This window comes from Amycolatopsis rifamycinica, from assembly GCF_000695625.1.
GTDB classification, from domain to species: Bacteria; Actinomycetota; Actinomycetes; order Mycobacteriales; family Pseudonocardiaceae; genus Amycolatopsis; species Amycolatopsis rifamycinica.
Genome location: NZ_JMQI01000026.1, coordinates 183,289 through 208,446 on the forward strand (window position 1 = coordinate 183,289; position 25,158 = coordinate 208,446).

Annotated in this window: 7 protein-coding genes; 4 read left to right on the forward strand and 3 right to left on the reverse strand. The window is 74.8% G+C overall.

The window, feature by feature from the left end:
• Window positions 1–9: 9 nt before the first annotated feature.
• The gene (locus DV20_RS46160) at window positions 10–17,859 is read right to left on the reverse strand and encodes a type I polyketide synthase (protein ID WP_043779759.1); all 17,850 of its coding nucleotides are present in this window, start codon (window positions 17,857–17,859) and stop codon (window positions 10–12) included.
• A gap of 347 nt (window positions 17,860–18,206) precedes the next feature.
• A complete protein-coding gene (locus DV20_RS12825) occupies window positions 18,207–18,581 on the reverse strand; it encodes a winged helix-turn-helix transcriptional regulator (protein ID WP_200876405.1) in 375 nt (124 codons plus the stop codon).
• Between the two features lie 64 nt (window positions 18,582–18,645).
• On the opposite strand from DV20_RS12825, the gene DV20_RS12830 reads away from it, so the two are divergent.
• The 4 genes from DV20_RS12830 to DV20_RS12845 all read left to right on the forward strand — a co-directional run bounded on the left by DV20_RS12830 (window position 18,646) and on the right by DV20_RS12845 (window position 24,720).
• The gene (locus tag DV20_RS12830) at window positions 18,646–20,874 is read left to right on the forward strand and encodes an LLM class flavin-dependent oxidoreductase (RefSeq protein ID WP_043779760.1); all 2,229 of its coding nucleotides are present in this window, start codon (window positions 18,646–18,648) and stop codon (window positions 20,872–20,874) included.
• Between the two features lie 86 nt (window positions 20,875–20,960).
• Window positions 20,961–21,623, forward strand: coding sequence for an FMN-dependent NADH-azoreductase (locus DV20_RS12835; protein WP_043779762.1), 663 nt, complete (start codon window positions 20,961–20,963; stop codon window positions 21,621–21,623).
• A gap of 567 nt (window positions 21,624–22,190) precedes the next feature.
• Complete coding sequence (locus tag DV20_RS12840; RefSeq protein ID WP_268747413.1) at window positions 22,191–22,490, forward strand: IclR family transcriptional regulator domain-containing protein; 300 nt, start codon at window positions 22,191–22,193, stop codon at window positions 22,488–22,490.
• A 646-nt stretch (window positions 22,491–23,136) separates the two neighbouring features.
• On the forward strand, window positions 23,137–24,720 hold the full coding sequence (locus tag DV20_RS12845; RefSeq protein ID WP_152603698.1) for a glycoside hydrolase family 27 protein: 1,584 nt from the start codon (window positions 23,137–23,139) through the stop codon (window positions 24,718–24,720).
• Between the two features lie 204 nt (window positions 24,721–24,924).
• Here DV20_RS12845 and DV20_RS45500 read toward each other — a convergent pair whose 3' ends face one another.
• The gene (locus DV20_RS45500; protein WP_160169720.1) at window positions 24,925–25,095 is read right to left on the reverse strand and encodes a hypothetical protein; all 171 of its coding nucleotides are present in this window, start codon (window positions 25,093–25,095) and stop codon (window positions 24,925–24,927) included.
• Between the last annotated feature and the right edge of the window lie 63 nt (window positions 25,096–25,158).

Below are 25,158 nucleotides of genomic sequence, written 5' to 3' on the forward strand. Positions count from 1 at the left end.
ATCGTCAGCTCACGTTTCGTCGGGAGGGTCGGCGGGGTCGCCGAGGGCGAGCCGGACCAGGTCGGCGACGTCCATCGCGTCGATCCGGTCGTCGTGGGCGGGCGCCGCCGCCAGGTCGAGGACGGTGCGCACCAGCCCGGCTTCTTTCAGGCGCGCGTAACCGAGGGCGGAGAGGGCGGCGCGGAAGTCCCGTTCTCCGGTGTCCGCCGGTTGCCTGCCCGTGTCGGGGACGAGCAGGGTGGTGAGGTGGCCGGCGATGTCGGCCGCGGTCGGGTGGTCGAAGACGAGGGTCGCGGGCAGCCGCAGGCCGGTCAGCTCCCCGAGCCGGCTCCGCAGTTCGACGGCGGTCAGCGAGTCGAAGCCGAGCTGCAGCAGTCCGCGATCGTCACGCACGTGCGCGGGATTCGCCAGCCCGAGCACGGCGGCGATCTGTTCCCGCACCAGCCCGAGCACGGCGGCCGGGCGGTCTTCCGCGGGCAGTGAGCCGAGCCGCTGGGCCCAGGTGCGGTCGGCCGCGGTGCGCCTGCCCGGCCGCACGAGCTTCCGCAGCACCGCGGGAACCGCGCCGGACGGCGAAGTGGGCAGCACGGCGGCGACGAGCCCGGTGACCGCGATCCGCCGCACGGCTTCGACGAAGTCACTCGGCGAATGGTCCGGCGGTGGTGCCTCGGGAAGCCCCCAGGTGAGGGTCCGGGTCGAGTGTCCCAGTGCTCGCCGGTGGGCGGCCAGCGCCTCGGCGAGCGGGCTGCCGGCCGGGCCGGTGATCACGATCAGCTCGCCCGAGGCGGGCAGCGACGGAAGATCGGCCGGGGACGCGATCCGCACCCAGCCGGGAGAGCCGGGGTCATCAGCGGCCCGGCCGGCAGCCCGCGCACCGGGCCCGGCGCCGGCAGCAGGCCCGCCCGCCGCAGCACCGGAACCGGCAACCACGTCGGCCGCTTCGCCGGGTGCCTCGATCTCCGCCCCGGCCACCACGACCGTGCCGGTGAAGGGTTCCGGCTCCGCCGGCGACGGCTGCACCCGCTCCAGCCGCGGGACGTGCACCGCTCCCCCGCGTACCGCCAGTTCCGGCTCGCCGAGCGCCGCGGCCGCCTTGGCCAGGTTCTCCGCGTCCGGTGAGTCGTCGAGGTCCGCCAGGACGATGCGCTTCTCCGCGAGTCCGCGGATCGCGCTCCACACCGCCGCCCGAGCCGGGTCGGGCAGCTCCGCGTCGGACACCGCCACCGCTGCGCGGGTGGCCACGATCACCGGGCCCGGGCCCGGGCCCGCCGTGCGGACCCACTCGAGCGCTTCCGCCGGGTCGTCGCAGATCCGCAGTGCACCCTCCGGCGGCCCGGGAAGGGCCGGCAACGGCACCCATCCGAGCCGGAAGAGCGCGGCCTGGCCCGGCGGCCCGGCCGGCACCGGCCGCAGGGTCAGTGACTCGGCCGACAGCACCGGCGACCCGGCCGAATCGGTCAGCTCCACCGCCAGCGCGTCCGCACCCGTCCGGTGCAGCCGGACCCGCGCCGCGGCGGCACCGGCGGCGTGCAGCGACACCCCGGACCACGCGAACGGCATGAGGTCCGGCCCGGACACCAGTCCGCCGGGGCCGATCGGCTGCAGTGCCGCGTCCAGCAGCGCCGGGTGGACGCCGTACCGGCCGGCGTCGGCCGCCTCGCGCTCGGGCAGGCGGACCTCCGCGAGCACGTCGGCGCCGTGCCGCCAGGCCCGTCCGGCACCCCGGAACGCCGGTCCGTAGTGGACACCCGCGTCGGCGAGCACGTCGTAGAGGCCGTCGAGGTCCAGTGGCTCGGCCCCCTCCGGCGGCCACGGCCCGGTTCGCGGCGCCGGGACGTCCTCGGCCGCCGTCAGGGTGCCCTCGGCGTGCTGGGTCCAGGCCGTGTCCGCGCCCTCCGGCCGGGTGAACACCCGGAACGGGTGACGGCCGGTCGCGTCCGGCTCGTCGGCGACCAGCCGAAGCTGCAGGCCGCCCCGGCCGGGCAGGACCACCGGCGCGGCCAGGACGAGGTCCTCGACGCGGTCGCAGCCGAGGTGCTCGCCCGCGCGGAACGCGAGTTCCAGCATCGCCGTGCCCGGCAGCAGAGTCGTCTCGCGCAGGGCGTGCTCGCCCAGCCACGCCGGGGCCGACGCCGCGATCCGGCCGGTGAACACGACCGCCTCCGACCCCGGCACCGCGACGATCGCGCCCAGCAGGGGGTGCCCGAGCGGGGTCACCCCGGCCGACGACACGTCCGCCGCGGCAGTACCCGACCGCAGCCAGAACCGCTGCCGCCGGAACGGGTACGCGGGCAGGGGGATCCGCCGTCCGCCGGGCCGCAGCCCGGCCCAGTCGACTCCGACACCGCGGACGTGCAGTTCGGCCGCCGACGTGACGAACCGGGTGAGCCCGCCTTCGCCGCGGCGGAGCGTGCCGGTCACGACCGGGGCCGGGGTGCCGGGCTCGTCGAGCAGTTCCCGGATCGCCGCCGGCAGCACCGGGTGCGGGCCGATCTCGACGAACGTCGTGTGCTTCTGCTCGGCCAGCGCCCGGACCGCCCGGTCGAACCGCACCGGCTGCCGCAGGTTGCGGTACCAGTAGCCGGCGTCCAGCTCGTTCCCGTCGAGCACGTCCCCCGTGACCGTCGAGTAGAACGCCACCTCGCCGGTCCGGGGGCGGACCGGGGCGAACGCGGCGAGCAGCTCGTCACGGATCGGTTCCACCGCCGGGGAGTGCGACGCGAACGCGGCCGGGATCAGCCGGGCCCGCACGCCCTCCGCCGCGCAGCGGGCGACCAGTTCGTGCAGCGCGCCGAGGTCACCGGCGACGGCGACCGAGTTCGGCCCGTTGACCGCCGCGATCGAGAGCCGGTCACCCCAGCCGGCGACGAGTCCGGCCGCGGCTTCTTCGCCGAGCGCGACCGGCGCCATGCTGCCGCGCCCGATGAGCACCCGGGAAATGGCGCTGCGCGAGGCGATCACGCGGGCGGCGTCCGCAAGGGACAGTGCGCCGGCGACGCAGGCCGCGGCGATCTCGCCCTGGCTGTGCCCGACCACCGCGTCCGGCCGCACGCCGGCGGCCGCCCACAGCTCGGCCAGGGAGACCATGACGGCGAACAGCGCGGGCTGGACGACCTCGACGTCGTCGAGCGAGGGCGCGCCCGGTGCGCCGCGCAGGACGTCGCGCACGGACCAGCCGGTGAACTCCGCCAGCGCCGCGTCGCAGTCACGCATCCGCCGCGCGAAGACGGGCGAGCTGTCGAGCAGTTCGACGCCCATGCCCGCCCACTGGCCGCCCTGCCCGGGGAACACGAAGACGGTCCGGCCCGGGGTCCCGGCGGTCCCGCGCACCACGGCGGGATCGCGGCGGCCCTCGGCCAGCGCCGGCAGGGCCGGCGCGGCGACGACGACGGCCCGGTGCTCGAACCGCGGCAGCGCGGCCAGGCTGTGCGCCACGTCCGCGAGGTCTTCGGCTTCCAGGACGGTGGCGACCTGCCCCGCACGGGCCCGCAACGCCTCTTCGGACCGGGCCGAAAGCACCAGCGGCATCGGCTCCGCCGCGGGGCCGGCGGGCTCCGCGGGCGGCGCCTCGGCCGCCTGCTCCAGGATCAGGTGCGCGTTCGTCCCGCTGATGCCGAACGAGGAGACGGCCGCCCGCGGCGCCCGGCCCGTCTCAGGCCAGGCGAGGTGCTCGGTCAGCAGGCGGACCGTGCCGGGCGACCAGTCGACGTGCGGGGTCGGCTCGTCGAGGTTGATCGTGCGCGGCAGTTCGCCGTGCCGCAGCGCCAGCACCATCTTGATCACGGCGGCGACCCCCGCCGCCGACTGGGCGTGGCCGATGTTGGACTTGAGCGAACCGAGCCACAGCGGGTGGTCCGCCGTCCGGTCACGGCCGTACGTCGCCAGCAGGGCCTGTGCCTCGATCGGGTCGCCGAGCCGGGTGCCGGTGCCGTGGGCCTCGACCGCGTCGACGTCCGAAGGGGACAGTCCGGCGTCGGCCAGCGCGGCGCGGATCACCCGTTGCTGCGACGGCCCGTTGGGCGCGGTCAGGCCGTTGCTCGCACCGTCGGAGTTGACCGCCGAGCCGCGGATCACGGCCAGTACCTCGTGCCCGTGGCGCCGTGCGTCGGACAGCCGTTCCAGCAGCAGCATCCCGACGCCTTCGCCCCACGCCGTGCCGTCGGCGGCCGCCGCGAACGGCTTGCACCGCCCGTCCGGCGCCAGTCCGCGCTGGCGGCTCAGCTCGACGAACAGGTCCGTGTTCGCCATGATCGCCGCCCCGCCGGACAGCGCGATCGAGCACTCTCCGCGGCGGATCGCCTGCACCGCCAGGTGCAGCGCCACCAGCGACGACGAACACGCCGTGTCCACGGTGAGGGCCGGGCCCTCCAGACCGAAGGTGTAGGCGATCCGGCCGGACAGGACGCTGGTCGTGCTGCCGGTCAGCCGGTAGCCCTCCAGCTCGCCGGGGAACTCGCGCGAGTCGGTGCCGTAGCCGAGCGACGCGCCGCCGACGAAGACGCCGAGCCGTTGCCCCCGCACGGAACCCGGGTCGATGCCCGCCGCTTCGAAGACCTCCCACGCGGTCTCCAGGAGCAACCGCTGCTGCGGGTCCATGGCCAGCGCTTCGCGCGGGCTGATCCCGAAGAACTCCGGGTCGAACTCGTCCGCGTCGTGCAGGAAGCCGCCCGCCCGCGCGTAGGTGGTGCCGGGGCGCTCGGGGTCCGGGTCGTAGAGCGCGTCGAGGTCCCAGCCGCGGTTGGCCGGCGGCCCGGTGACCGCGTCGGCGCCGTCGCGCACCAGCCGCCACAGGTCTTCGGGCGACCGGACGCCGCCGGGCAGCCGGCAGCTCATCGCGACGATCGCGACCGGGTCGTCACCGGCCTCGGTGACCACGGTGGCCACGGGCGCGGCCACCGCACCGGACAGCTCGGCCCGCAGGTAGGCCGCGAGGGCTTCCGGGGTCGGCTGGTCGAACACGACGGTCGCGGGCAGCCGCAGCCCGGTTGCCGCCGAAAGCACGTTGCGCAGTTCGACCGAGCTCAGCGAGTCGAACCCGAGGTCCTTGAACGCCCTGTCCGGCGCCACCTCCGCGGCCCCGGTGTGCCCGAGCACCGCGGCGACCCGATCGCGGACCAGGTCGAGCACGTCTTCGGTCCGGGCGCGCCCGGGCTCCGGCCGCCGCGCGGTGGCCCCGGCGAGACCGCGCAGCGACGGCGGGACGTCCTCGCCGCCGCGGCGCAGGGCCGCGATGTCCAGTTCCGCGGCCACGACGAGCGGCCGGCCGAGCCGGCGGGCCGCGTCGAACAGGGCGAGCCCGCGCTCGTCGGCCAGCGCCGCCAGGCCGGCCCTGGCCAGCCGGGCGTGGTCGGCCGCGCCGAGCTGCCCGGTCATGCTGCCTTCGTGCGCCCACGCGCCCCAGGCGATCGACACGGCGGGCAGCCCGGCCGCGCGGCGGCGGGCCGCGAGGGCGTCGAGGGCCGCGTTGGCCGCGGTGTAGTTGCACTGGCCGGCGCCGCCGAAGAACGCCGACGCCGAGGAGAACAGCACGAACTCGGCGAGGTCGCTGCCGCGGGTCAGCTCGTCGAGGTGCCGCGCGGCGGCGACCTTGGGCCGCAGCACGCGCTCCAGCCGCTCGGGCGTCATCGCCGCCACCAGGCCGTCGTCGAGCACGCCCGCGGCGTGGACGACCGCCGTCAGCGGGTGCTCGGCGGGGATTCCGGCCAGCAGGGCGGCGAGCTGGCCGCGATCGGCGACGTCGCACGCGGCGACGGTCACCGACGCGCCGAGCCCGGCCAGCTCCGCGGTCAGTTCGCGCACCCCGGGGGCGGCCGGGCCACGCCGTCCGGCCAGCAGCAGGTGCCGCGCACCCTGCCCGGCGAGGTGCCGGGCGACCAGGCGGCCGAGTGCGCCGGTGCCGCCGGTGATCAGCACCGTGCCGTCCGGCGCCGGCCCGGCCGGCACGGTCAGCACGACCTTGCCGACGTGCTTGGCCTGGCTGACGAACCGGAACGCCTCGACCGCTCGCCGGATGTCCCATGTGGACAGGGGCAGCGGCCGGAGCGCGCCGGCGGCGAACATGCCCACCAGGGCGCGGAGCATCTCCTGGATCCGCTCGGCGCCGGGCTCGGTGAGGTCGAACGTCCGGTAGGTCACCCCGGCCGGGATCTCCCCGGCCGGCCGGACGTCCGTCTTGCCCAGCTCGACGAACCGGCCGCCGTCGCCCAGCAGGCCCAGCGACGCGTCGACGAACTCGCCGGCGAGCGAATTCAGCACGACGTCGAACCTGGTGCCCGCGAACGCCGTCGCGAAGTCCAGGGTCCGCGACGAGGCGATGTGGGTGTCCGGCAGGCCGAGTGCGCGCAGGACGTCGTGCTTGGCCGGGCTCGCGGTGGCGTAGACGTCGGCGCCGAGGTGACGCGCCAGCTGGATCGCCGCCATCCCGACCCCGCCGGCCCCGGCGTGCACGAGCACCTTCTCCCCGGCCCGCAGCCCGGCCAGGTCGCGCAGCCCGTACCAGGCCGTGAGGAAGACGACGGGCACGGCCGCCGCTTCGGCGAACGTCCAGTCCGCCGGCACGCGCACCAGGTTTCGGCGGTCGGTGACGGCGAGCCTGCCGAAGGCGTGGTCGAGCAGGCCCAGCACCCGGTCGCCCGGCGCGAACTCCGTGACCCCCGGACCGGTCTCGGTGACGACACCCGCGCCTTCGATGCCCAACGGCGGGGCCTCACCCGGGTAGAGCCCGAGCGTGTTGAGCACGTCGCGGAAGTTGAGTCCCGCGGCCCGCACGGCGACCCGGACCTGGCCGGGGGCCGGCGGCTCGGCCGGATGCGCGATCGGGGCGAGCCCGTCGAGTCGTCCCTTGTCGACGACGGCAAGCCGCCACGGTTCGTCCGGCAGGGCCAGGTCGTCGCCGGTGCTCGCCCGCTTCAGGCGCGGCACCAGCACTTCCCCGGCCCGGACGGCCACTTCGGGTTCGCCGGTCGCGATCGCGGCGGCGAGCCCGGCGGTGTCTTCGGTGCCGGCGTCGAGCAGCACGAACCGGCCGGGGTGCTCGGTCTGCGCCGACCGCACGAGCCCCCAGACGGCGGCCTGGTCCGGGTCGGTGACCGCGTTCCGGGTGCGCAGGACCAGCCGCGCGGCGGCGAACCGGTCGTCGGCCGCCCACTGCCGGCACAACGCGAGGGCGCGGGCCGGGTCCCCGGCCGGGACGACCACGGCCCCCGGCACCGGCTCGCCGGCCAGTTCCGCGAGGTCGCCGACCGCCACGACGTCCGGCTCGGTCACGTCCGGGGCGGTGACTTCCCGGGCGGTGACGCGGACCCAGTCCGGTTCGAGGAGGCCGTCGCGCGGCGCCGGAGCGGCCGGACGCAGGACGAGCGAATCCACCGTGGCCACCGGACGGCCCTCGGTGTCCGTGACGTGCAGCGAGACGGCGTCCCCGGCGGCCGGGGTGAGGCGGACGCGGATGGCCGATGGTCCCGGTGCGGTGACGGAAACCCCGCGCCAGGCGAACGGGACCGGGGTGCCGCCGTCGAGCCTGCCGGTGAAACCGAGCGCGTGCAACGCGGAGTCGAGCAACGCCGGGTGCAGCGTGCAGTTCGGGGCGTCGTCGCGGAGTTCCTCGGGCAGGACCGCCTCGGCGTAGACGTCTTCGCCGTGGCGCCAGGCGGCGGTGAGGCCGCGGAAGGCCGGTCCGTAGCCGTATCCCGCGTCGGCCAGCTGCTCGTAGAGCCCCTCGACGGCAATGGGTTCCGCGTCGGCGGGAAGGGGCCGGGCGGAATCCGCGGGCGCACCGGGACCGGCGAGCCCGGTGGCGTGCCGGGTCCACTCGCCGTTCCGTCCGGAGTGGACGGTCAGCGGCCGGTGGCCGTCGTCGTCGGCCGCCCCGGCCCGGACCTGGACCGACACCGATCCGTGGTCCGGCAGGACGAGCGGGGTCTCCAGGGTGAGTTCCCCGACGGTCGCGCAGCCCGCCGCGGCGGCGGCCCGCAGCGCCAGTTCGAGGACGGCGGTGCCGGGCACCAGCGTCGCCCCGCCGATCGTGTGGTCGCCGAGCCAGCCGGGCGCGGTCGCGGAGAGCGTGCCGGTCACCAGCGCGCCCCCGCCGTCCGCCAGCCGGACGGCCGTTGCGGCCAGCGGGTGCCCGGACCCCTCCGGCGCCTGACCGGGGGCCAGCCAGAAGCTGCGGTGCCGGAACGGGTAGGCGGGCAGGTCGGCGAGCCTGCCGCCGGTGCACAGGCCGGCCAGGGCGACGTCGTGGCCGAGCACGTGCAGGCGGCCGGCGGCCTCGACGGCCGTGCGCGCGCCGGGGCGGTCGGCGCGCTGCGCCGGGACGAAGTCGATGGCGGGGTCGATCGCCGGGCCGAGCGCGGACAGCACCCGGTCGGGCCCGATCTCCAGGCACGTGGTGACGCCGTCGGCGCCGAGCCGCCCGACCGCGTCGGCGAACCGCACGGTGCCGAGCACGTGGCCGGCCCAGTACTCCGGCGTCGCCGGATCGCCGGCCGCGGCCGGCCGCAGCGGGACGGCGGGCTCGGCGAACTCCAGCCCGGCCAGGACTTCGCGGAACCGCTCGACCATCGGAGCCATCAGCGGCGAATGGAACGCGTGCCCGCCGGGCAGGCGTTTCGTCCGGCGGCCCCGTGCGGCGAACTCCGCGGCGACGGCCTCGGCGGCGTCCGCGGCCCCCGAGAGCACGACGGCGGCCGGGCCGTTGACCGCCGCGATCGCGACCTCGCCGGTCAGCGCGGCACGGACTTCGTCTTCGCTCGCCTCGACCGCGATCATCGCGCCGCCGGCGGGCAGTTCCTGCATCAGCCGGCCGCGCGCCGCGACCAGCGTTCCGGCGTCCGCGAGTGACAGCACGCCGGCGACGTGCGCCGCCGCGATCTCCCCGACCGAGTGCCCGATGAGGACGTCCGGGCGCAGCCCCCACGACTCGGCGAGCCGGTACAGCGCGACCTGCAGCGCGAACAGCGCCGGCTGCGCGAACTCCGTGCGGGCGAGCGCGTCGCCGTCGGCCACGACCGCCGGGTCGAGACCCGCCGCCGCGCAGGCGGCGTCGAAAGCCCCGGCGTACACCGGGAACCGCTCACGCAGGCCGCGGCCCATCCCGGCGTACTGGCTGCCCTGGCCGGTGAACAGGAACGCCAGCTTCCCGCCGGTCCCCCGCTCGGGCCGGACGCCGGCGAGCGCGGCCAGCAGTTCTTCGCGGCCTTCGCCGACGACGACGGCCCGGTGGGCGTGCGCGGACCGCGCGGCCAGCGTCCGGGCCACGTCCCGGACGGTCAGCTCCGGCCGCCCGGCGACGAACGACCGCATCCGGCCGGCCAGGTCGTGGACGGCCTCCGGGGTCGCCGCGGTCAGCACCCACGGCACCACGCCCGCCGGGCCGCCGTCGGCCGGCTCCGGGTCGGCCGGTGCCTGCTCGAGGACCACGTGCGCGTTGGTGCCGGAGATGCCGAAGGACGAGACCCCGGCCCGTCGCGGCCGCCCGGTGGCCGGCCACGGCGCCGGCTCGGTCAGCAGGGACAGCGCGCCGCGCGTCCAGTCCACGTGGGACGACGGCCGGTCGGCGTGCAGCGTGCGCGGAAGCTCCCCGTTGCGCAGCGCGAGGACCGTCTTGATCACGCCGGCGAGACCGGACACGGCCTGCGTGTGGCCGAGGTTCGACTTGACCGACCCCACCAGGACCGGCCGGTCGGCCGGGCGGTCACGGCCGTAGGTCTCCTGCAGCGCCAGCGCTTCCACCGGGTCGCCCAGCCGGGTGCCGGTGCCGTGCGCTTCGACGGCGTCGACGTCCGAAGCGGACAGTCCGGCGTCCGCGAGGGCCGCGCGGATGACGCGCTGCTGGGCCAGGCCGTTCGGAGCGGTGAGCCCGTTGCTGGCGCCGTCGGAGTTGACCGCCGAACCGCGCAGCACGGCCAGCACGCGGTGGCCGTTCCGCCGCGCGTCCGAGAGGCGCTCCACGACCAGCGCCGCGACCCCTTCGGCGGCGCCGAACCCGTCGGCGTCGTCCGAGAACGCCTTGCACCGGCCGTCCGGGGACAGGGCCCGCTGCCGGCTGAGGCTGCGCAGCGCCGCCGGGGTGGTCATCACCGTCGCGCCGCCCACGATCGCCAGCGAGCACTCCCCCGCGCGCAGCGAGCGCGCCGCCAGGTGCAGCGCGACCAGCGACGACGAACACGCGGTGTCCACGGTCATCGCCGGGCCTTCCAGCCCGAAGGTGTACGCGATCCGGCCCGCCGCCACGCTCGGCGCGCCCGCCGTGACCTGGTAGGCCTCGAGGGCGCCGGGGATCCGGTCCGGCGTCCAGTAGTCGGGCACCTGGATGCCCGCGAACACGGCGGTGCCGCTGCCGGAAAGGGAGTCCGGCGCGATGCCCGCGTGCTCCAGCGCCGTCCAGGTGGCTTCGAGCAGCAGCCGCTGCTGCGGGTCCATCACCAGCGCTTCGCGCGGCGCGATGCCGAACAGGTCGGCGTCGAACCGGTCGATCCCGCTCAGGTAGCCGCCGCCGCGGACGTAACTGGTCCCCGGCCGGTCCGGGTCCGGGTCGTACAGCGCGCCGAGGTCCCAGCCCCGGTCGGCCGGGAGCCCGCCGACGGCGTCGCCGCCCTCGGCCAGCAACCGCCACAGGTCCTCGGGGTCTTCGATGCCGCCGGGCAGCCGGCAGCTCATGCCCACGATGGCCAGCGGCTCGTCCGCGGGGGCGGCCGGCGCGGCGGCTTCGGCCCCGTGCGTGCCGAGGGCGGTGTCACGCAGGTGCGTGGCCAGCGCGGTCGCGGTCGGGTGGTCGAAGACGATCGTGACCGGCAGCGCGAGCTCCGTCGCGGCCGCCAGCCGGTCGCGCAGCTCGACCGCCGTGAGCGAGTCCAGCCCGAGCGCGGAGAACGGCCGGTCCGCGGCCACCGCCGCCGGCCCGTCGTGCCCGAGAACGGCCGCGAGCTGGGTGCGGACCAGCGTCCGCAGCAGGTCGTGCTGCCCGGCCTCCGGCAACTCGCGAAGGCGCTGCCCGAGCGCGGAAGCCGGCTGCCGCGGCTGCGCCGGACGGCGGGTTGCGGCGAGCTCGCCGAGCAGCGGGCTCGGCCGCGCCATCGTGTAGAGCGCGGCGAAGCGGGGCCAGTCGACGTCGGCCACGACCGTGGCGGTCTCGCCACCGCCGACGGCCGTCGCGAGCGCGTCGAGCGCGACACCCGGATCGATCGGGGTGAACCCGCGGGCACGCAGGACCGTCTCGAACTCACGCGTGACCATGCCGCCGCCGGGCCAGGGGCCCCACGCCACCGCCGTCGCGACCCGGCCGAGCGCCCGGCGCCGGTGGGCGAGCGCGTCGAGGCAGGCGTTCGCGGCCGAGTACGCGCCCTGCTCGGCGCCGCCCCAGACGCCGGCGGCCGAGGAGAACAGCACGAAAGCGTCCAGCGGCCGGTCGCCGAGCACGCGGTCGAGGACCTCGGCTCCCAGCACCTTCGCGCCGAACACCTCCGCCAGGTGCGCCGGGCCGATGTCGGCCAGCCGCCCGAACCGGCTCGTCCCGGCGGCGTGCACCACGGCCGTCAGCTCGCCGGGGACCGACGCGACCAGGCCGGCCACCGCGTTCTCGTCGGTGACGTCGCAGGCGGCGACGGTGACGCGGTCCGCACCCAGTTCTTCGGTGATGGCCACGGCTTCCGGCGCCGCCGGGCCGCTCCGGCCGGCGAGCACGACGTGCGCGGCTCCGTTTCCGGCGAGCCAGCGCGCGACCCGGCGGCCGAGCGCGCCGGTCCCGCCGGTGACCAGGACGGTCCCCCGCGGCCGCCAGGCCGGCCGGGCCGGCGGGGCCGGGCGCACCAGGCGCCGGGCGAAGACGCCGGAGGGCCGGACGGCTATCTGGTCCTCGGTCCCGGTCAGCAGTCCGGCCAGCCGCCGCGCGGATTCCGCGGCCGGCTGCTCGGGCAGGTCGGCGAGCCCGCCCCAGCGGCGGGGCTGCTCCAGCGCGGCCACCTGGCCGAGACCCCAGACGGCGGCCTGCCGGGGCGCGCGGACCGGGTCGCCGTCGCCGGTGCCGACCGCTCCGCACGTGACACTCCACATCGGACAGCCGAACCGCCGCAGCAGCGAAAGCGTCCCGGTGAGCGCGCCTTCTTCGTCGAGGGCGTGCAGGGAAACGACACCGGCGGGTTCCCCGGTGAAGTCCTCGTCGCGGACGTCGGCGCCCGCCTCCGCCAGTGCCGCGGCGATCAGCGGGCGCCACGGTGACCGGCGGCCGCCGGCGACGAGCCACGTTCCGGACAGCCGCGCGGTGCCTTCGGCCGTCGCCGGCCACCACTCGATCCCGTAGCGCAGGCCGGCGGCGGGATCGGTGCCGGTGCGCGCCTCGGCCGGCGGGCGCCACCAGAACCGCCGTCGCCGGAACGGGTACGTCGGCAGGCCGGTGCGCCGGGCGCCGGTTCCGGCGAAGACGGCGTCCCAGCGCACGGCGGCGCCGCAGGCGTGGGCCTCGGCCAGGGACCGGAGGAAGCGCTCTCGGCCGCCGTCGCCGCGCCGCAGCGTCCCGACGGCCGCCGCGGCCACGCCCGCGTCGTCGAACGTCTCCCGCATCCCGAGCGCGAGCACGGGGTGCGGGCCGACCTCGGCGAACACGCGGTGCCCGGCGGCCAGCAGCCGCCGCACCCCGGCTTCGAAGCGCACCGGCTCCCGCAGGTTGCGGTACCAGTAGGCGGCGTCGAGGACGGCGTGCGGTTCCCCGGTGACGGTCGAGTAGAACGGGATGTCCGGCGGCCGCGGCGTGATCGGCGCGAGCGCGGCCAGTAGCCGGTCGCGGAGCCGTTCGACGTGCCGGGAGTGGGACGCGTAGTCGATCGGGATCTCCCTGGCCCGCACGTCGCGCAGCGCGCACGCGGCGACGAGTTCCCGCAACGCGTCCGGGTCGCCGGACACCGCGACCGAGCGCGGCCCGTTGACGGCGGCGACCGAGACGCGGTCACCCCAGCCGGTCAGCAGCTCGGTGACCTCGGCCTCGGGCAGCGGAACCGAAACCATCCCGGAGAGCCCGGCCAGCTCGCTCAGCAGCCGGGCGCGCCGGGCGACGACCCGGGCGGCGTCCGCGAGCGACAGCGCGCCGGCGACGCAGGCGGCGGCGATCTCGCCCTGCGAGTGGCCGATCACCGCGTCGGGCTCGACGCCGTGGGCACGCCAGAGCGCGGCCAGCGACACCATCACCGCGAACAGCACCGGCTGGACCACGTCGTCACGGTCCAGCGCGGGTGCCCCCGGCCGCTCGCGCAGGACGTCGGCGGGAGACCAGCCGAGGTGCTCCGCCAGCGCCCGCTCGCACTCGGCGAACCGGGCCGTGAACACCGGCGAGGTGCCGAGGAGCCCGGCCGCCATCCCGGCCCACTGCGCGCCCTGGCCGGGGAAGACGAAGACGGTCCCGCCGGTCGTGGCGCGCACGACGCCGGTGGTCTCGCCACCGGCGACGGAGTCGAGGGCGTCGAGGAGGCCGGACCGTCCGGTGGCGACGAACGCGGCCCGCTCGTCGAAGCGGGTGCGGGTGGTGGCCAGGGAGTAGGCGATGTCCGCCGGGGTCTCGTCCGGGTGGTCGGTGAGGTGGTCCCGCAGCCGCCGGGCCTGAGCCTGCAGGGCGGTGGTGTCACGGGCGGAAAGGACATAGGGCAAGGGGGATTCGGGCGCCGGATCAGCCGGGGTTTCCGGTTCGGCTGGGGTTTCCGGTTCGGCCGGGGCCTGTTCCAGGACCACGTGGGCGTTCGTGCCGCTGATCCCGAACGACGACACCGCCGCCCGGCGGGGGCGGCCGGCCTCCGGCCACTCCCTCGCCGAGGTGAGCAGCCGGACCCGGCCGGCCGACCAGTCGACGTGCGGGGACGGCTCGTCCGCGTGCAGGGTCGCCGGCAGGACCCCGTGGTGCATCGCCTGCACCATCTTCACCACGCCGCCGATGCCGGCGGCGGCCTGCGCGTGGCCGATGTTGGACTTCAGCGAACCCAGCCACAGCGGCGTTTCCCGGTCGCGGCCGTACGTCGCGAGCAGGGCGCCGGCCTCGATCGGGTCGCCGAGCGCCGTCCCCGTGCCGTGGGCCTCGACCACATCGACGTCCGATGTGGACAGTCTCGCATCGGCGAGCGCGGCGCGGATCACGCGTTCCTGGGCGGGGCCGCTCGGTGCGGTCAGGCCGTTGCTGGCGCCGTCGGAGTTGATCGCCGACCCGGCGACCAGCGCGAGCACGGGGTGGCCGTGGCGACGCGCGTCCGACAGCCGCTCCAGCAGGACGAGCCCGGCGCCTTCGGCCCAGGCCGTGCCGTCGGCGCCCGCGCCGAACGCCTTGCAGCGGCCGTCCGCGGCCAGCCCGCCCTGCCTGCCGAACTCGAGGAAGATCCCCGGCGTCGCCAGTACCGTGACCCCGCCGGCGAGGGCGAGCGTGCACTCGCCCTGCCGCAGGGCCCGCGCGGCCAGGTGCAGCGCGACCAGCGACGACGAGCACGCCGTGTCGACGGTCACCGCCGGGCCCTCGAACCCGAGCGTGTAGGCGACCCGGCCGGACAGCAGGCTCGCCGAACTGCCGGTGAGCACGTGTCCCTCCGCGCCGTGGCCGGCTTCGTGCAGCCGGGGGCCGTAGTCGCTCGCCGTCGCGCCGACGAACACGCCCGCCGGGGTGCCGCGCAGCGCCGCCGGGTCGAGGCCGGCCCGTTCCAGCGCTTCCCACGCCGTCTCGAGCAGCAACCGCTGCTGCGGGTCCATGGCGAGCGCCTCGCGCGGGCTGATGCCGAAGAACTCCGGGTCGAACAGGGCGGCATCGGGCAGGAAGCCACCGCGGCGCGGGATCTCCGCGCCCGCCGCGCCGAGGTCCCAGCCGCGGTCGCCGGGAAAGCCCGTGATCGCGTCGACGCCGTCCGCGACCAGCCGCCACAGGTCTTCGGGCGAGCCGGCCCCACCGGGGAACCGGCAGCCCATGCCGACGATCGCGATCGGCTCGCCGGGTTCGGCGACGGCCACCCGAGCGGCGGGTGCGCGCCGCTCGCCACGCAGGTGCGCGGCGAGCGCCAGCGGGGTGGGGTGGTTGAACGTCAGCGTCGGCGGGAGCTCGACGCCGGTCGCCGCGGTGAGCCGGTCCCGCAGCTCGACCGCGGCCAGGGAGTCGAAGCCGAGGTCGCGGAAGGTCCGGCGCGGATCGACGTCGCCGGCGCCGGGGTACCCGAGCACGACCGCGGTGGCGGACCGGACGACGTCGAGCGGGTCCCCGCCGTCGGCGGGCACTTCCCGTCGTTCGTCCACAGTGGACAAGGTGGTGCCGAGCCAGTACGGCTTGCGCTGGAAGGCGTAACCGGGCAGCCCGATCGCCCTGGCCGGCGCCGGGTCGCCGAACACCGCGGGCCAATCGACCGGCGCGCCGTCGGCGAAGGCCTGGGCCACCCCGGAAACCACGGTACGCGGCTCGGGCCGGCCGGCGCGCAGCACCGCCGTGACCGACACCGCCGCGTCCGGCAGGGTGCCGCGCACCAGCGCGGCCAGCACCCGGTCCGGGCTCACCTCGACGAACCGGGTGGCGCCGAGCTCGTGCAGCGTCCGGACGGCGTCGCCGAACCGGACGGGCTCGCGGACCTGGCGCACCCAGTAGCCGGGTTCGCGCAGTTCGCCTTCCGCCGCGAGCCGGCCGGTGAGGTTGGTGACGACCGGGATCTCGGGCTCGCCGTAGGCCAGCCGCCCGGCCGTGCGGCCGAACTCGCCGAGGATCGGGTCGAGCAGCGCGGAGTGCCCGGCCACGCCGACCGGGAGCCGTTTCACGCGGCGGCCGCGCTCGCGCCACCGGGCGGCCACCGCGAGAACGGCTTCCTCCGCCCCGGAAACGACCGTGGCGCGCGGGCCGTTGACGGCGGAGACGCAGGCGCCCTCTTCGACGCCCTCGCCGAGCACCTCGTCTTCACCCGCCTCGATGGCGGCCATCGCCCCGCCGCCGGCGACCGTCTGCATGAGCCGGGCGCGTTCCGCCACGAGGGTGGCCGCGTCCGGCAGGGACAGCACGCCGGCCACGTGCGCGGCGGCGAGCTCGCCCGCCGAGTGCCCGGCGAGCAGGTCCGGGCGCAGGCCCCAGTGCGCGAGCAGCCGGACCAGCGCGACCTCGACGGCGAACACGGCGGGCTGGGTGAACCGCGTCTGGTCCAGGAGGGCGCCCCCGGCGAAGACGACGTCCTTCAGCGAGGTGCCCAGCAGCGGGTCGAACGCGGCGCAGACCTCGTCGAACGCGGCGGCGTAGACCGGAAACGCCGAGTACAGCTCGCGTCCCATGCCGGGGCGCTGGCTGCCCTGGCCGGCGAAGAGGAACGCGGTGGTCCCGCCGGTTGCCGTGCCGCGCAGGACGTTCCCCGTGTCGGTGCCCGCCGCGAGCGCGGCCAGCCCGGACCGGAGTTCGCCGTCGCCGATGCCGACGACGACGGCACGTTCGGGAAAAGCGGTCCGGCCCGCGGCGAGCGCACCGGCGATCTCGGCCGGCGTGCGGCCGGGCTCGGCCGCCACGAATTCCGCGAGCCGCCCGGCTTGCTGGCGGACGGCGTCGCGGGTCCGGGCGGACACGGTCCAGGCCAGTACCGGCGGCGCGGCCACCGGCAAGCGGCCGGCCGGCGCGGGGCGGGACAGCACCAGGTGGCAGTTCGTCCCGCCCATGCCGAACGAGCTCACCCCGGCGAACCGGCCGCGGTCCGGCCACGGCGTGCGGCGGCTGTTGACCGCGAGGTTCAACTCGGCCAAGGGGATTTCCGGTGGCGGAGCCACGTGGTTGAGGCTGGCGGGCACTTCGCCGTGGTGCAGCGCGAGCACCGTCTTGACCAGCCCGGCGACGCCCGCGGCCGCGTCGAGGTGGCCGATGTTCGTCTTGACGGAACCCACGAGCAGCGGCCGGTCGCCGGTCCGCGCGGCGCCGAGGACCGACCCCAGTGCGGCGGCCTCGACCGGATCGCCTCGCCGCGTCCCGGTGCCGTGCAGTTCGACGTAGCCGACGTCCTCGGGCCGGACCCCGGCGCGGGTGTAGGCGGCGCGCAGGACGGCCCGTTGGGCGGCTTCGTCCGGCACGGTCAGGGCCTCGCTCGCGCCGCCGTGGTTCATCGCACCGCCGTGGACGAGCGCGTAGACCCGGTCGCCGTCCGCTTCCGCGTCGGCCAGCCGCTTGAGGACGACGACGGCACCGCCCTCGCCCCGCACCGTTCCGTTCGCGCGGGCGTCGAAGGCGTAGCAGCGGCCGTCCGGGGAGAGGCCGCCGAACTCCGCGAAGGCGACCGCGCCGTCCGGCACCAGGTTCAGGTGCACGCCGCCGGCGAGGGCCACGGCGGTCTCGCCGCGCCGGAGGCTTTCGCACGCGAGGTGCACCGCGACCAGCGACGACGACTGGGCGGTGTCGACGGTCAGGCTGGGCCCGTGCAGGCCGAGGAAGTGCGAGACGCGGTTCGCGGCGAGCCCGCGGTGCAGCCCGGCGAAGGTGTGCGAGGTGATGGCGGAACGCCCGGCCTGGTGGGTGAGCAGGGCGTAGTCGTCCCCGCCGGTCGCGAGGAAGACCCCGGTGTCGCTGCCGCAAAGCCGCGCCGGGACCACCCCGGCGTCTTCGAGGGCCTCCCACCCGAGTTCGAGCGCGAGCCGCTGCTGCGGATCCAGCGCGGCGGCCGCCCTCGGCGAAATGCCGAAGAAGCCGGGATCGAAGCCCCGCACGTCGTCGAGGAAGCCACCGCGGCCGGCCGGATCGGCACCGGCGACGGCTCGGGCGTCCCAGCGGCCGGCGGGGACGTCGGTGATCGCCTCGGTGCCGTCCCGCAGCAGCCGCCAGAACGCACCGGGGTCGGCGGCTCCCGGCACCCGGCAGGACAGCCCGACCACCGCGATCGGCCCGTTCGCGATCATGCCGCCTCCTCGCCGCCCTCCCGACCGACCCTCGCAGCCACGCCGGGCCCGTGACGTCTCCGGCATTGCGGCTCGGCACACGAGTGGCGACGCGGTCGCCGGCGGACGTCGCCGCGGCCGCGGCCGGGGTTTCACGCAGCGCGGCTACCGCGAGACCGGCATCTCCGACGTGGCGCAGGAGCTCGGCCCCAGCCACGGGGCGCTCTACACCCACGGGCGCGGTCGTCGTCGAACGCGAGTAGCCCGGGCGGCGGAAGCGCCTTCACCAGCGGATCCGGCCCTGAACGCCAACGGCTGCACCGGCGCTGCTCAACCTCGAGTCCGGTGTGGTCACCAGCGCCAGGCGGCTAGGGAGCGGTCTGTTCATCCACCGGCGGTTCCCAGCGGCGGGCGTACCGCGCCATGGGCTGCAACGACCGGAGGAGTTCCATGCCACGTTCGGAGAGTCGGTAGCGGACGCTCACGGGTGTCGTCGGCTCCACGAGCCGGTCGACAAGGCCGGCCGATTCGAGGTCGCGGAGCCGGACACTGAGCATCCGCCCGGAGAGCCCTTCGACGCGGCGCTCGATCTCGGTGAAGCGTTCGGCCCCCATGCCCAAGGCGAGGAGGATCCCGCCGGACCAGCGCTTGCCGACGATCTCCATGACGCCCGCGAGACGACGGCATTCCTCGTCATCGATACGCAGAGGGCGTCGCGCCGCACCGGTCTTCTCCGAAGTCACTTACTAAAAGTAAGTCGGTTATGGGTCGTTTGTCAAGGACGTCGCGTACCTCGAAGCTGGACACATGCCCGACTATCTTCACCCGCTGCGCTTCGGCAGCTTCGTCACCCCGATCGCCTCCGCCCCGCAGCATCCGGTCGATCTCGCCCTGTTCAGCGAGGAGCTGGGCCTGGACCTGGTGACCTTCCAGGACCACCCGTACCAGGCGGTGTTCCAGGACACGTGGACTCTGCTGGCCTGGGTCGCGGCGAAGACGTCCCGCATCCACGTCTCCGGGAACGTCCTGAATCTCCCGCTGCGTCAGCCCGCTGTTCTGGCGCGCGCGCTGGCGAGCCTGGACCAGCTCAGCGGCGGCCGTGCCGAACTGGGCATCGGCACCGGCGGGTACTTCGAGGCGATGGCGACGATGGGCGCGCCGCTGCTGACCCCGGCGGAGGCGGTCAGCGGTCTCGATGAGGCACTGGACATCATCCGGGGCATCTGGGATGTCAGCGTCCGGGCACCCCTGCACGTGGACGGCGAGCACCACCGCGTGGCCGGCGCCGCTCGAGGCCCGGCGCCGGCGCACGAGATCCCGATCTGGGTGGGCGCGTACAAGCCGCGGGTGCAGCGGATACTGGGGCGCAAGGGCGACGGGTGGCTGCCGAGCCTGCCATGGCTGAAACCCGGCGACATCGAGCGCGGCAACCAGGTCATCGACGACTCCGCCCGCAAGGCCGGCCGCGACCCGCGGGACATCGCCCGCCTGCTGAACGTGACGCCGCAGTACGACGCGAACGACCTGGCCGAGCTGGCGATCGAGCACGGGATCAGCGTGTTCATCATGGGCTCGGACGACCCGCGGGAGATCCGGAAGTTCGCGGAAGACACCGCACCTCGCATCCGCGACCGCCTCGAACAGGCCCGCGCCAAGACGAGCACCCTTGCGGTGGCGCCGGTGGCCCGATCGTTCCGCGACGACCCGATCCCCGGGACGCTCCGGTCGCGGGTGCTGCTCCCCGGCGACCGCGGCTACCACCGGTACACCTCCGGGTACTTCCGCGGTGGGCGTCCGGGCATGGTCATCCGTCCGGAGTCGGTCGCCGAGGTGCAGGAAGCCGTGCGGCTCGCCGGCCGGCACCGGGACGTGCCGCTGGGACTGTTCAGCGGCGGCCACGGCCTCTCCGGCAGGTCGCTGAACAGTGACGGGATCGTCATCGCCCTCGACGCGCTGAACGAAATCGCGATCAGCGACGGCCACCGCGTCCGCGTCGGCCCGGGAGCGCACTGGGGCCAGGTCGCGAAGGCCCTCTCCCCGCACAACCTCGCGATCACCGCGGGCGACCACGGCGGCGTCGGCGTCGGCGGCCTCGCCACCACCGCGGGGATCGGATGGTTCGCCCGCGAACGAGGCCTGACGATCGACTACCTCCGCGCGGTCGACATCGTCACCGCCGACGGCGAACTCGTCCACGCCGGCGCCCAGGAGAACCCCGACCTGTTCTGGGCCGTGCGTGGGGCAGGGGCGAACTTCGGAGTCGTGGTGTCGTTCGAGTTCGAGGCGCACCCGGTCTCGGCGCGGGTCGGGTTCGCGATGCTCGTGTTCGTCCCCGACGACATCGCCGGCTTCCTCGAAGCCTGGGGCACCACGATCGAGCACGCCGACCCGACCGTGACGGGAACCCTGATGATCGGCCCGTCCGGACCCGGCACGCAAACGGCCGTGCAGGCGCTGATCGTCGTCGACGAGAACGACCCGGACACGGTCGTCGAGCGCCTGCGGCCCTTCGCCCGGCTCGCGCCGATGGCGAACCAGTCCGTGCAGATGGTCCCCTACGCGGCCCTCCTCGAACTCCCCGCCGGTGAAGAGCGGCAGCACGGGCACGGGGAACCCCACGGACACGCCGGCCTCGCACGGCACCTCTCTCGCGATGTCGCCGGTGGCCTGGCGGATCTGCTCGCGTCGCGGTCGTCGTTCCTCCTCAGCATCCGCTCGGCCGGCGGCGCGGTCGCCAACCAGCCCGCCGACTCGGCCGCGTACGGGTGGCGGGACGCGAACTTCCTCATCGCGATGCTCGGCGGCGGGACCGGCGAGGTCGAGCAGCGGTGGGCCGACCTCGTCCCGAAGCTCGAAGGCATGTACCTCAGCTTCGAGACCGACACCGGCCCCGACGTCCTCGCCCGCGCCTTCCCGCCCGCTCACCTGAACCGGTTACGCCAGTTGAAGGCGGTGTGGGATCCGAGCGGTTTGTTCCGCGACAACTTCTACATCGCCCCCGACCTCGCTGAGATCACGGCGGCCTCCCAGTCCTGAACGCACAGCCGGGCGTCGTCGCACGGCTCGCCCGACCGGACGTTCAGTCCATGAAGCACATCACTGTCACCAGGAGCTGACTCCCTTTGTCCCTGCTTCGCATCGACGCATCCATCCGTCATGACGGCTCCGCCAGCCGCGCCCTCGCAGACATCGCCGAAGCCCAGTGGCTCGACACCGCAACCGACACTCGGGTCGTGCGCCGCGAGATCGGCACCACCCCCCTGCCCAGCGACGCCTGGGCGCAGACACTGGCGGCGGGTGCGACACCGGAAGACGATCGCACACCCGAACAGCAGAGCGCCTGCGACCTCGTCACCACACTGGTGGACGAGCTCGCCGAAGCCGACGCCTATCTGTTCGCCGTGCCGCTCTACAACTTCGGGGTTTCGCAGCACTTCAAGATCTACGCCGACCTCGTCATCGCAGATCCACGCATGTCGCCAGGACTCACCCCGGTCACCGCGGGCAAGCCCGGCGTGCTGGTGACCGTGCAGGGCGGGAACTACTCGCCGGGCACACCCCGGGAAGGATGGGACCACGCGACCGCCTGGATGCGCCGCATCCTCGAAGACGTGTGGCAGATCGACCTGGAGGTCGTGACCCGCGAGTTCACCCTCGTGGGCGTCAATCCAGCCCTGGACGCCTTCACCGACATGGCCGAGGACCTCAAATCCAGCGCAGAGCAGCGTGCCCACCGCACGGGCCGTGAACTCGCCGAGCGGCAGCTCAAGACTGCGAGCCGCTGACCTGCCGCCGCCCTGGTCCCGGACCCCGCGTCGGGCCGGGACCAGGCCGCCGCAGCCACCCAACTCGGAATGCGGGCCTGGCAACCGATCCAGGTTGGGTGGTGGCGGGCGAGTCGGCTGCAGCGCGCCGTAAAGGGCGCGTCCCCACGCCGGATCCGCGCCCCGGCTGCGCAACAGCCGCACGGTCGGCCATCGACCTGCTCGGACATTCAGGAACCTCGCTTCCGGACACACCACCGGACCGGAAACCCGGACTTGTTTCGACTTGTATACGGCCGGCCTCGACCGCGGCAAGCGTGCGGGAAATTCGGCGACCTGCGCTGCCCGAAGAGTCCCGCCCCGGTCAGGGACCGTCGCGGAGCCGTTGCGAACCGAACTGTCGCTGCCCTCGGGCGAGGTGGTCGCCCCGGAAAGGCGCTGGGAACCGATCGGATTCACCCAAACCGTGCCGCCCGGCCGCTACCCGGTGCTGCTTCATACGATGATTCCTGACCGTGGCGAGGCACCCAGACCGGTCCCCTTGGCGGTTCGCCTGGTCATTCGCGACGAGCCGGCGGCGTCCTGGAGCTGGAGAAGGCCGAGCTGAAGCGGTTCACCAAGGAGACGATCACCGACGTCGACGCTCTGCTGGCCCGGATGGACCGGATCCGGTCCGACGGGTACGCGGTGTCCCGCTCGGAACTCGATCCGGACGTCATGGGAATCGCGGCGCCGATCTGGGGAGTCCACGAAGGCGAGGTGGCCGGGGCGGTCAGTGTCGTCGGCCTCGTCTCCCACATTCCCCCGCAGGCCGAGCGCAGAATCGTCGCCAAGGTCCGCCTCGCCGCGGCGAGAATCAGCGAACTCAACGCGACGGCGCAAGGATAACCGACGCATAGCGCCTTCACCGGTTTTGTCGCGGATGTGGGCGATGGCTTCGGTCAACGTCGTCGGTGGTCGTCGCCGGCAGCGCGCTCACCGTGCTGCCACTGCCGTTCGCGTGGCTGAGGTCGGCACGGCGGCCCAGGGCGTCGGGCTGACGACCTTCGTCGCCGGGCTGGTCCTCATCCCGTCCAGGACGCGATCGCTGGGCCATGCCCACATCCGGGCACGGTCACGTCGGCGCCGTCGACGACAACACCAAGCCCGCCTCAGTCACTACAAACGCCGCGGCCACCCACTCACTCAACTGCCGTTGCAGTACTGAACGAGGGCTCCTTCCCGAACGGTGGTTCACCCGGATTGCCGCATACCTTCTTACAGGAGCGCTCTTGTGAGCGTGAACATTGAGTGCCAGACTGTCTCGGTCGAAGCCTGCGCCGCTGACGGAAGCCGCTGCGCCACAGCCCGCCGGTGAATTTGTCGAAACCGGAATTCCGGAGCAACGGGCAGAGCTGTGCCCGGCCGTGCGGCAGCAGGGATGGCAGCCGGAACGTCCTACGCACCGAGGAGTGAGATCAGGGTGACAGCAACACGACTTCCCCGTCCTCGCAGAGCGGCAACGCTGTTGGCGGCAGGCGTGCTGATCTCCGCGATGACGACGGTACTGCATACGTCGTCCGCGGAGGCGTTGGACAACGGGGTGGCGCGCACACCGCCGATGGGGTGGAACTCGTGGAACACGTTCGGCTGCAACATCAACGAGGCGCTGATCAGGCAGATGGCCGATACGATGGTCAACTCCGGCATTCGTGACGCGGGCTACGAGTACGTCGTGGTGGACGACTGCTGGATGAACCCGAACCGGGACTCCGCGGGCAACCTCCAAGGCGACCCGAGCCGGTTCCCCAGCGGCATGAAGGCGCTCGGCGACTACATCCACGGCAAGGGCCTCAAGTTCGGGATCTACCAGGCGCCGTTGGCCGAGACGTGCGCCCAGTACTTCAACTCCTACGCCGGTTCGACCGGGGCGCTGGGCCACGAGGAGCAGGACGCCCGCCAGTTCGCGGCCTGGGGCGTGGACTACCTCAAGTACGACTGGTGCTCGCCCAGCGGCACGATCGACGACCAGGTGCGCACCTTCGCCAAGATGCGCGACGCGCTACGCGCCACCGGCCGCCCGATCGTCTACAGCATCAACTCCAACAGCATCCACGACAAGACCGGACCCCGGCGCAACTGGGGCGACGTCGCGAACATGTGGCGCACCACCGAGGACATCACCAACAAGTGGGACACCGGGCAGACCAACGGCTACCCGATGGGCATCCAGAACATCGTCAACGTCACCGTGCCCCTGGCGTCCTACGCCACGCCCGGCGGGTTCAACGACCCGGACATGATGGAAGTCGGGCGCGGCGGCATGAACGACACCGAGATGCGCAGCCACTTCGCACTGTGGGCCGTCATGGCCTCGCCCCTCATCGCGGGCAACGACCTGCGCAACATGGACGCCGCCACGTCGACCATCCTGAAGAACGCGAACCTCATCGCCATCAACCAGGACAGCCTCGGCCTGCAGGCCAGGCAGGTCTCCAACGACGGCACCCGGCGCGTCCTGGCCAAGCGGCTGGCCAACGGCAACGTCGCGGTCGCCCTGTTCAACCAGGGCGGCGGCACGACCACCGTCTCGACCACGGCGAGCGCGATCGGCCTGTCGGGCAGCTCGTTCACGCTGCGCGACGCCTGGACCAACGGCACGACCACCACGTCCGGCGCCATCTCGGCCAGCGTCCCGGCGCACGGCACCGCGGTGTACGTCGTCAGCGGGGGTGGGGGCCCCGCGCCCACGTCGTTCTCCTTGGTGAGCCAGAACTCCGGCCGCTGCCTGGACATCGCCGGCAGCACGCCGGCCAACGGCGCCCTGGCCCAGATCTGGGACTGCAACAACCAGACCAACCAGCGCTTCACCACGACCGCGGCCGGTGAGCTGCGCGCCTACGACGGCGCGAAGTGCCTGGACGTCTCCAACCAAGGCACGGCCAACGGCACCGCCGTGACGGTGTGGGACTGCAACGGCCAGGGCAACCAGCAGTTCCGCGTCAACTCCGACGGCAGCGTGACGGCGGTGGCGTCGGGCAGGTGCCTGGACGTCAACGGCGGCGCCACCGCCAACGGGACGAAGGTCATCATCTGGGACTGCCACGGCGGCACCAACCAGAGGTGGACCCGCACCTGATCCCGCGGCGGCGACCGCGAACTCCGCGGCCGCCGCCGATCGGTGAGCCGGAAGGTGCCGCCGAGCGCGGTCCTCACCCTGGGCGACCACCGCGCGGCGGGCCGGGCCGGCTCCAGGAGACGACCCAGACCACCAGCCGCTGAGGTGCGTGGACGGCCGCGACCCGGTCGAGCTCGATGCGCCGGTCGCCATGGGGGTGGCTGATCATCGAGGCGGCAGGACGAGGGAGTCGCTGCCCCCAGGGCCGGTCACGGTGGCGCGGACGGTGATCTCGGCCGGCAGGCGGACGATCGTGACCTGCCAAGCCTGCGGTGAGCCGACGTCGTGGTCGCTCGTGGCCCGCCGGACCAGGTCCGGGATGCGGTCGGCAGGCACCTCGCGGAGGTCGAATCGCGCGACCGGGGCGTCGGTGCGGCGAGCGGCGACTCCAGCGGAGCA

Excerpts from the sequence above, each read along its gene's own strand:
- DV20_RS46160 (WP_043779759.1), bottom strand. The coding sequence starts at position 17,859 with ATGATCGCGAACGGGCCGATCGCGGTGGTCGGGCTGTCCTGCCGGGTG.
- DV20_RS12830 (WP_043779760.1), top strand. The coding sequence starts at position 18,646 with ATGCCCGACTATCTTCACCCGCTGCGCTTCGGCAGCTTCGTCACCCCG.
- DV20_RS12845 (WP_152603698.1), top strand. The coding sequence starts at position 23,137 with ATGACGACGGTACTGCATACGTCGTCCGCGGAGGCGTTGGACAACGGG.